7 protein-coding genes and 2 tRNA genes are annotated in these 7,450 nt (G+C 66.0%); 5 read left to right on the top strand and 4 right to left on the bottom strand.

Annotated elements, in window-relative coordinates:
- The 3 genes from JOY90_RS38765 to JOY90_RS38755 form a co-directional block, all read left to right on the top strand.
- The coding region (locus JOY90_RS38765; protein WP_291696354.1) for a urate hydroxylase PuuD at nucleotides 1-858 on the top strand (858 nt) is incomplete at its 5' end.
- A gap of 206 nt (nucleotides 859-1,064) precedes the next feature.
- A complete protein-coding gene (locus JOY90_RS38760) occupies nucleotides 1,065-2,369 on the top strand; it encodes an LLM class flavin-dependent oxidoreductase (RefSeq protein WP_291696353.1) in 1,305 nt (434 codons plus the stop codon).
- A gap of 982 nt (nucleotides 2,370-3,351) precedes the next feature.
- Entirely contained in the window at nucleotides 3,352-3,519 is a 168-nt protein-coding gene (locus tag JOY90_RS38755; protein ID WP_291696352.1) for a hypothetical protein, read from the top strand.
- A 387-nt stretch (nucleotides 3,520-3,906) separates the two neighbouring features.
- Here JOY90_RS38755 and JOY90_RS38750 read toward each other — a convergent pair.
- Nucleotides 3,907-3,980, bottom strand: a tRNA-Gly gene (locus JOY90_RS38750).
- A gap of 382 nt (nucleotides 3,981-4,362) precedes the next feature.
- On the opposite strand from JOY90_RS38750, the gene JOY90_RS38745 reads away from it, so the two are divergent.
- On the top strand, nucleotides 4,363-4,767 hold the full coding sequence (locus JOY90_RS38745) for a YciI family protein (RefSeq protein WP_291696351.1): 405 nt from the start codon (nucleotides 4,363-4,365) through the stop codon (nucleotides 4,765-4,767).
- A gap of 11 nt (nucleotides 4,768-4,778) precedes the next feature.
- Here JOY90_RS38745 and JOY90_RS38740 read toward each other — a convergent pair whose 3' ends face one another.
- From JOY90_RS38740 to JOY90_RS38730, 3 genes are all read right to left on the bottom strand, one after another.
- Nucleotides 4,779-5,372, bottom strand: coding sequence for a TMEM175 family protein (locus JOY90_RS38740; protein WP_291696350.1), 594 nt, complete (start codon nucleotides 5,370-5,372; stop codon nucleotides 4,779-4,781).
- 126 nt (nucleotides 5,373-5,498) lie between these two features.
- On the bottom strand, nucleotides 5,499-6,569 hold the full coding sequence (locus JOY90_RS38735; protein ID WP_291696349.1) for a BA14K family protein: 1,071 nt from the start codon (nucleotides 6,567-6,569) through the stop codon (nucleotides 5,499-5,501).
- Nucleotides 6,570-6,695: 126 nt separating this feature from the next.
- Nucleotides 6,696-6,781 (bottom strand) — tRNA-Tyr (locus JOY90_RS38730).
- A 215-nt stretch (nucleotides 6,782-6,996) separates the two neighbouring features.
- Between JOY90_RS38730 and JOY90_RS38725 the strand changes: the two genes are divergently transcribed.
- On the top strand, nucleotides 6,997-7,450 hold a 454-nt coding region (locus tag JOY90_RS38725; protein ID WP_291696348.1), incomplete at its 3' end, for an RNA methyltransferase substrate-binding domain-containing protein.

Below are 7,450 nucleotides of genomic sequence, written 5' to 3'. Positions count from 1 at the left end.
CTGGATCTTTCGCCGGCGCAGGCCGGCTTGTTCAGCTTCCTGAGTCTTGCGGTGGCGTGGCTGCTCTATGAAGGCGCCTGCCGGTCCGGCCTTGCGCGCCATGAACTGCCGTTTTCGATCGGCGGTTATGTATTCCTGGTCGGCCTGACCTACGCCTTCACCCATGTGCTGAGCGGCCGCGGCGCCTTCAACCAGATCGGCGCCATCATCGGCACCATCATGGTCGCCAACGTCTTCCTGCTGATCATCCCGAACCAGAAGAAGATCGTCGCCGCGCTGCTCGCGGGCCAGGTGCCGGACCCGAAGCTCGGCAAGCAGGGCAAGGAGCGCTCGGTCCACAACAACTATCTGACCCTGCCCGTCGTGGTGCTGATGATCAGCAATCATTATCCGCTGATCTTCGCCACCCGCTTCAACTGGGTGATCGTCGCGATCGTGCTCGCGCTCGGGCCGGTGATCCGGCATTTCTTCAACGCGCGCCATGCCGGCCGGCCGTCGCCCTGGTGGGTGTGGGGGGTTGCGGCGATCGGCATGATCGCGATCGCGCTGTTGTCCGCGGCCGGACCGCGCGACGCCGCGAGTGGCGCGCTCACGGCGCCCACCGACTTCGCCGCGGCGGCCCAGGAGATCGTGCTGTCCCGCTGCAGCATGTGTCATGCGGCCGAACCGGTGTGGGGTTCGATCGTCACGGCGCCGCGCGGCGTGCGGCTGGACGATGCCGAGCACATCCGCCGCAACGCGAAGCTGATCGCGCGCAACGCCGCCTGGTCGAGTGCAATGCCACCGGGCAACGTCACCGAGATCACCGCGCAGGAACGCGCCGTGCTCGCCGCCTGGGCGGCGGAAGCGGGATCGTGAGGCACCGCTGTGTGGCGTGCGCACAACCCTCTCCACGTCATTGCGAGCCAACGGCGCCGCGCATCACCGCTCGCAAGCTCGCTATACTTGCGGCATACTTCTTGCTCAGTCATGTGTGGGAGGATGCGTCACCTTCGCCGTGAGTCCTCGCCTTCTTCGGTCTGATCGTCCGCATTGAACGCAAACTCCTGTTCTGGATCTGAGCCATGAAACGGCAGATGCATCTCGGTCTCTTCGTTCTCGGCACCGGCAGCCATGTCGCGGGCTGGCGCTATCCCGGCGCGGTCGACAGCTTCCTCGACCTTGCCGCGATCCAGGAAATCGGCCGCACCGCCGAGCGCGGCCGCTTCGACCTGATCTTCATGGGCGACAATCTCCACGGCGATCCGACCTCCCATCCTTCCTACACGCTGCGACTCGAGCCCTTGACCATGCTCGCGGCGCTCGCGATGTCGACCACCCGTCTCGGCCTCGGCGCCACGGTGTCGACGACCTACAGCGAGCCGTTCCTGGTGGCGCGCGCCTTTGCCTCGCTCGACCATATCTCCGGCGGCCGCGCCGCCTGGAATGCGGTGACGACCGCGAATGCCGGCGCCGCCGCCAATTTCGGCACCACCCATCCCGATCACGCCCGCCGCTACGAGATGGCGGGCGAGTTCGTCGACGTCGTCAAGAAGCTGTGGGACGGCTGGGCCGACGACGCCGTCGTCGCCGACCGCGCGACCGGGCTCTACATCGATCCGAAGAAGGTGCGCGCGATCGATCACGAGGGGACTTTCTTCAAGGTGAAGGGCCCGCTCAACACCGCGCGGACCCCGCAGGGCCATCCGATCGTGCTGCAGGCCGGCGGCTCCGAGCCCGGACAGGCGCTGGCCGCACGCACCGCCGACGTGGTGTTCTCGGTGGTGCAGGACATCGATGAGGCCAAGGCGAGCTACGCGTCGCTGAAACAGCGCCTGCCGGCGTTCGGCCGTGGCCCTGAGGAATTGACCATCCTGCCCGGCGTGATGCCGATCGTCGGCCGCACCGACAAGGAGGCGTTCGAGAAGCTCAACACCCTGCAAAGCTTCATCAGCGAGAGCAACGCGCTCCGCATCCTCTCCGACCGCCTCGGGCAGGACATGTCGGCCTACGATCTCGACGGGCCCGTGCCCGACCTCGGATTGTCCGACGGCTATCACAGCTTCGCAACGGTGATGCTCGCCAAGGCACGGCGCGACAACATGACCCTGCGCGATCTCTACAACCTCACCGCCGCCGCCCGCGGCCACTGGGTCTTGTGCGGCTCGGCCGAGCGCATCGCCGACACCTTGCAGCAATGGTTCGAGGAGCGCGCCGGCGACGGCTTCAACGTGATGCCGCCCTACTTCCACGAAGGTTTCGACGACTTCGTCGACCTCGTGGTGCCGATCCTGCAGGACCGCGGCCTGTTCCGCACCGAATACGAGGGCACGACCTTGCGCGACCTGCTCGGCCTGAAGCGGCCGAAGAACGCGCGGTTCGCGAGCTGAGCGGAGCGACACGCGGGCGAACCTGACGCTGTCGCCTAGCGACGGTTTCGCCATTCCGATTCAATTGTCAAACAGCCGGGAGGATATAAGTCCGCGTTCTCGCCGCGCAATACGCGCGAGTCTTGCAGAAGCCACACCCTCGAAAAACAAAGAGGGCGCAGGGAATGCCGGGTGAAGGCCTCACCCATGGCCCGCCTGCAACAAGAAACGCAGGCGGCAGTCACCACAGGTTCAGCCAATCATCCGGCATTCCCTGCGCGGTGGTGTTAACGCATATGGCGTGCTCTTCCCGGGGACCGGGCTTTCTTGCCCCCGTCACCCGCGTGATGCAAGCATCACCGCGAGCTTAGCGCCAGCGTCGGGGCGCCAGAACCACACGCTTTAGCCGTCCGCGATCAGCATCGCTCGTCGCGCCATGCCGCCGCGTCCACCGCATCCCCGCCTCACGCTCGTGACGACGCGTTCGCCCCTCTCATCGAGGCGGGATGGCGGTATATAGGCGCACTTCTGAAAAAAAGAAAGAAGAAAATTCGGGCGGAGCGAACCGGATGATGCTAACCGACTCGAATTGCTCGTGAACTTTCTGTTTCGACGCAGACGATTTTCGCGACGAAAACCTGCGCCATCGGTGCAACAGCCCGCGCACCCGACCGGATTCCGCCCGTCGGGCGACTCGCTCCGTAGGATGGGTTGAGCGGCCAGTGGCACTCGGCTCAAAGCAGCAAGAGGCGAAAGCGAAACCCATCATCGACGACCGCGATGGGTTTCGCGGCCGCCTTCGCCAAAGGCTTCGGCGGCCGCTCTGCCCATCCTACGAGCTGCTCCCTGTGGCTGGCTGTGCTCTCCCAGCGGCGGTCGCAATCGCAGCCCCGCGTTGACATCACATCGCGGTGCACATGTGAACGACCTTACACGCGCTCGACGCTCCCCGCCTTACCATGGTCCGTGCCAGCGCTCCTTCAGCACCGAAGGCTTTTTGATCATGGCTGTTGTTGTCGACGACAAGCGGATTCAGCACCGGACGGGCAGCGGCTGGCTGTTCGCCTATTTGATCTTGGCGGCCATCGCCCTGGCGGCATCGATCTACTTCCTGCCTGCCGAACCTGGAACGACGGAGGCCGATTTTGCGGTGATCGCGTTTGCGCCGTGATGGTCAGCGATTGAGCCAGCCGCCGCGACCACCCCGCGGATCGCACAAGGACGGGCCTGCGCCGCAGCAAGTAATAACGATCATGGAAGTTGCGGGACGAACTGTCGTTCACGAGCATCAGACATGACGGGCTCACCGAAACCGGCGACGCCGAGCCGACCGATCGCGAGATACTGGCGCAGCCAGTAGCCCGCATGAGCGAAGCGACATGCGGGAGAAGAAGACCCGGATATCGCTCCGCTCATCCGGGCTACGCCTGCTGGCGCAGTCGCATCGCAGCACCGTCAGGTGCTGCCGAAGAACGTGAAGCGCACCACGCGCCAGATCGTCCGCGGCGACGCGCCGTGCGAATGGGGCAACATGATGTGCGCACATGACTGAAATCGATGGAGCGGGTGAAGGGAATCGAACCCTCGTATTCAGCTTGGAAGGCTGCTGCTCTACCATTGAGCTACACCCGCGTGCGAGCCATCCCCTAACATGCCGGACGAGCCGCCTCAACTGGTCCTGAAACCGTTGTTTCCGCGCGTTTTTCGGCCGCGCGCCCCTTAACGGCGGCCAGCGCGGGGACTATATTGCGATTCCCGTCAATCAACGAAAAGGAGGTGATCCAGTGTCTTATCTCAAGCGCTGTCACCTCGCTGGGATCGCCCGCTAGGCACGTCTTCGCGCCTGGCACACGGGGCGGTCTCGGCCCTGGACCAGCGAGTTTCAAGAGTTGCGGCGCGGCGGGAGCCATCCCGCCGCGTTTTGCATGCGCCTCGCGCGCCAATGGCCCTGCCGCCCTTTGTCGGAATTGGCCCCGCCGGACGCCCTCCAACGCGCCCTCGCAAGGAGTTGCCGATGCTGTACGCCATCCTCGCCTATCACGTCGAAGCCGACGTCTTGTCGTGGACGGCGGAAGCCGATGCCGCCGTGATGTCCGGCCTGATCGAGGCGCACGATCGGCTCAACCGAATGGGAAAGCTCGGGCCTTCCGCACGGCTGGGCGACACCGCCAAGGCGCGCACCTTGCGCGGCCCCGGCGCAGGAGCCGTGATCGACGGCCCGTTCGCCGAGACCAAGGAGCAATTGCTCGGCTTCTATGTCGCCGATCTGCCGAACGAGGAGGCAGCGATCGAAGCCGCGCGTGAACTGCGCCGCGCCAATCCGGGCGCAGTCTACGAGATCCGGCCGATCCGGCGCTTCATTCCCGGCGCCGCGTTGCCGGATGTCGATACCCACAGCGGCAGCACAGCTGCCCGCTGACCGGCCTCGCCTCAGACCGCGGCGCGCGGGCTCAACAGCCGGCGGACCAGAAGCGCCCCGAAGCCGAGCACCCAGAAATAGATCGCATAACGTGGCGCGAGCGCGGCCACGATCGTGCCCGGCACGAACACCAGGAGCGGAAAGGCCGCAGCCACGAGCTCGACATGCATGCCCGGGCCGGTCGCCAGCCGCCACAGCCACGCATTGAGCCCGGCGATCACGATCAGATGCAGCCCATAGACCACGGCGACCACCTGGGTCATGCCGAAACTGCCGTTCAGGCCGTTGGTCACGGGCAGCAGGATGATCGACAGCAGGAACAGAAGATTGAGCAGCACGATGCCGCGGCTGCCGAGCGGCTTCATCATCAGACGCCGGTGGTGGCTCATCCAGAACACGCCCGCCACGATGAAGCTCACCACCATGGCCGACAGGCGGGCGCCATAGACGTGGTAGAGGTCGGTCCACTCCGGGACCTTGGTGAACTCGCTGGCCTTCGGCAGGTCATAGGCGAGCAGCGTCATCGCCACGCCGAAGATGGTGTTGCTGAGCGAATCGAGCTTGTTGAGCTCGAACTGATCCGTGTTGAGGCTCGACTCGATCATCCCTGAAACCACGCGACGGCTGTGCAACGATGCCGCCCGTCAGGCGGCCGCTCGTGCAGGCCGGCAGTATCGCATATTGAGGCGGCTCGCGAACGCCGGACGCAGGTCAGGCCGGCGCCTTCCGGATCAGCGGCAGGGACGAATCTTTCCGCTGAAATCCTTGTAGGTGCCGGCGGCCGCGTTGTAGCTGCGGAAATGCGTGCACAGCGCCGCCGTCACCTTGAGTTCCTTCGCGCGCGGCTCCTTCGTGCGGTCGGCGGCACGGCGCGGCAGCGGAATCTTCTCGCCCGGCTTGATCGCCGGGCTGCTGTCCTCGACCGCCGCGCTCGGCGACGGGCTGACGACGGCATTGGCAACCGGCTTCTGCTCCGGAGCGGCGGGCTTTTCCTCCGCGGCAACCGGCTTCGATTCGGGCGCAGCCGGCTTCGCCTCTGCGGCGACCGGCTTCGGCTCGGGCGCAGCGGGATTCGTCTCCGCGGCCACTGGTTTGGGTTCAGGCGCGGCCGGATTCGCCTCTGCGGCGACCGGCTTCGGCTCGGGCGCAGCCGGATTCGCGTCGACGACGACCGGCTTCTGCTCCACGACGGGCGGCTGCTCCGCTGGCTTCTGCTCGGCCGGGGCCGGCGGCTGCTCGGCCACCGCAGGCTTGTCCGGCGGCGCCGTCTCCTTCTCGTCTGTCATGACAGGCTTGTCGTCGGAGCTCGATTTGTCCTCGGCGACCGGAAATTTTTGCGAGGCCGGCGACGGCATGCCGTCGGCGACCGCCGGTTTTTCCGGGGGCACAGGCCGCTGGCTGGAGCTCTTCATCCGTTCGATGAAGTCCTTGCATTGGAACGGGAACACGATCTCCCCCGACACGGTCACGCCGATCGGCGTGCAGCCGCCGGGCGGCGGCATCTCCGGCTTGGCCGCCGGCTCATCTGCCGGGGCCGGACTCGGGCCGACTGCGCCCGTGGTCTGCGCGAACGCCGTGCTGCTGACGGTGAGGAGAAAGGCACTGCATAAAACGCGAGCACACCAACCAGTGGTAGCCGGGAGCACGAACAAACGCATGATGAGGGTACTCGACGAACGCACTTGGACTCCTCCATCACGGCTTTGAGGCAAGTCTATGAACTTTTCGAGTTCGCCGCTTCGTCGCCGCTTGATCGATGCGTCACTGTCGCTGATTCGACACGCCGACTCGTTCCCAGCCATGATGGCGCGCGAGGCCGGACGGTAAGTGGCGCCTTCACGACGAGGCGCGCACCGATGTGGTAGCTCACCCTCCACGAAACACCCATGCTGGCTTGCCGAGCCGTAGCTCGCGAAGCGAGCGAAGGATGGTGGGGGAGGCAGGACTCGAACCTGCGAAGCCATGAGGCGGCTGATTTACAGTCAGCTCCCTTTGCCACTCGGGACACTCCCCCCTTCACACGGCATGCCGTCCGCTCCACCTTCGGCGGCTCCTTGGGCGGCGACGGACCTGCCATGGAGAGGTATAGCCGGGCCCCGGACGAGGGGGCGCTCAGCCGGCGCGTTTATGGGCGAAGCACCCCGCCAAAGTCAACCAAGGGAATGCGCCAAAAACGGCGGATCAGGGCCGAAATTGCCTTGATGAGGAACCCGTGACACAAGCCTTTTCATGAATCAGCGCAAGCCGCCATTCCGGCGCGACCGAGGCAAGTCGTCCGACCCGCGCCGCCCGCTGCGGCCCGCCTGGCGCGAGCGGGAATCCGCCGCGAACGGCCCGGTCGTGCTCTATGGCTGGCACACGGTGAGCCTGGCGCTGAAGAACCCGGCGCGTCACATCCGCAGGCTGCTGCTCACCGAAAATGCCGCGCGCAGGCTCGCCGAGGACGGCATCGAGACCCGCCTTGCCCCCGAGATCGTGCGCCCGAGCGTGATCGACGGGCTGCTCGGGCCGGACGCCGTGCACCAGGGCCTCTATGCCGAGGCCGATCCCCTGCCCACCCCCGACATCGACGAGCTGCCGGCGGAGGGCATCGTGCTGGTGCTCGACCAGATCACCGATCCGCACAATGTCGGCGCCATCCTGCGCAGCGCCGCGGCGTTTGCCGTTGCCGCGATCGTCACCA

The sequence above is a fragment of the Bradyrhizobium sp. genome (assembly GCF_019242285.1).
Classification (GTDB): Bacteria; Pseudomonadota; Alphaproteobacteria; order Rhizobiales; family Xanthobacteraceae; genus Bradyrhizobium.
The sequence above is the reverse complement of the archived record's forward strand: the minus strand, read 5'-3'. Positions and strand labels throughout refer to the sequence as shown.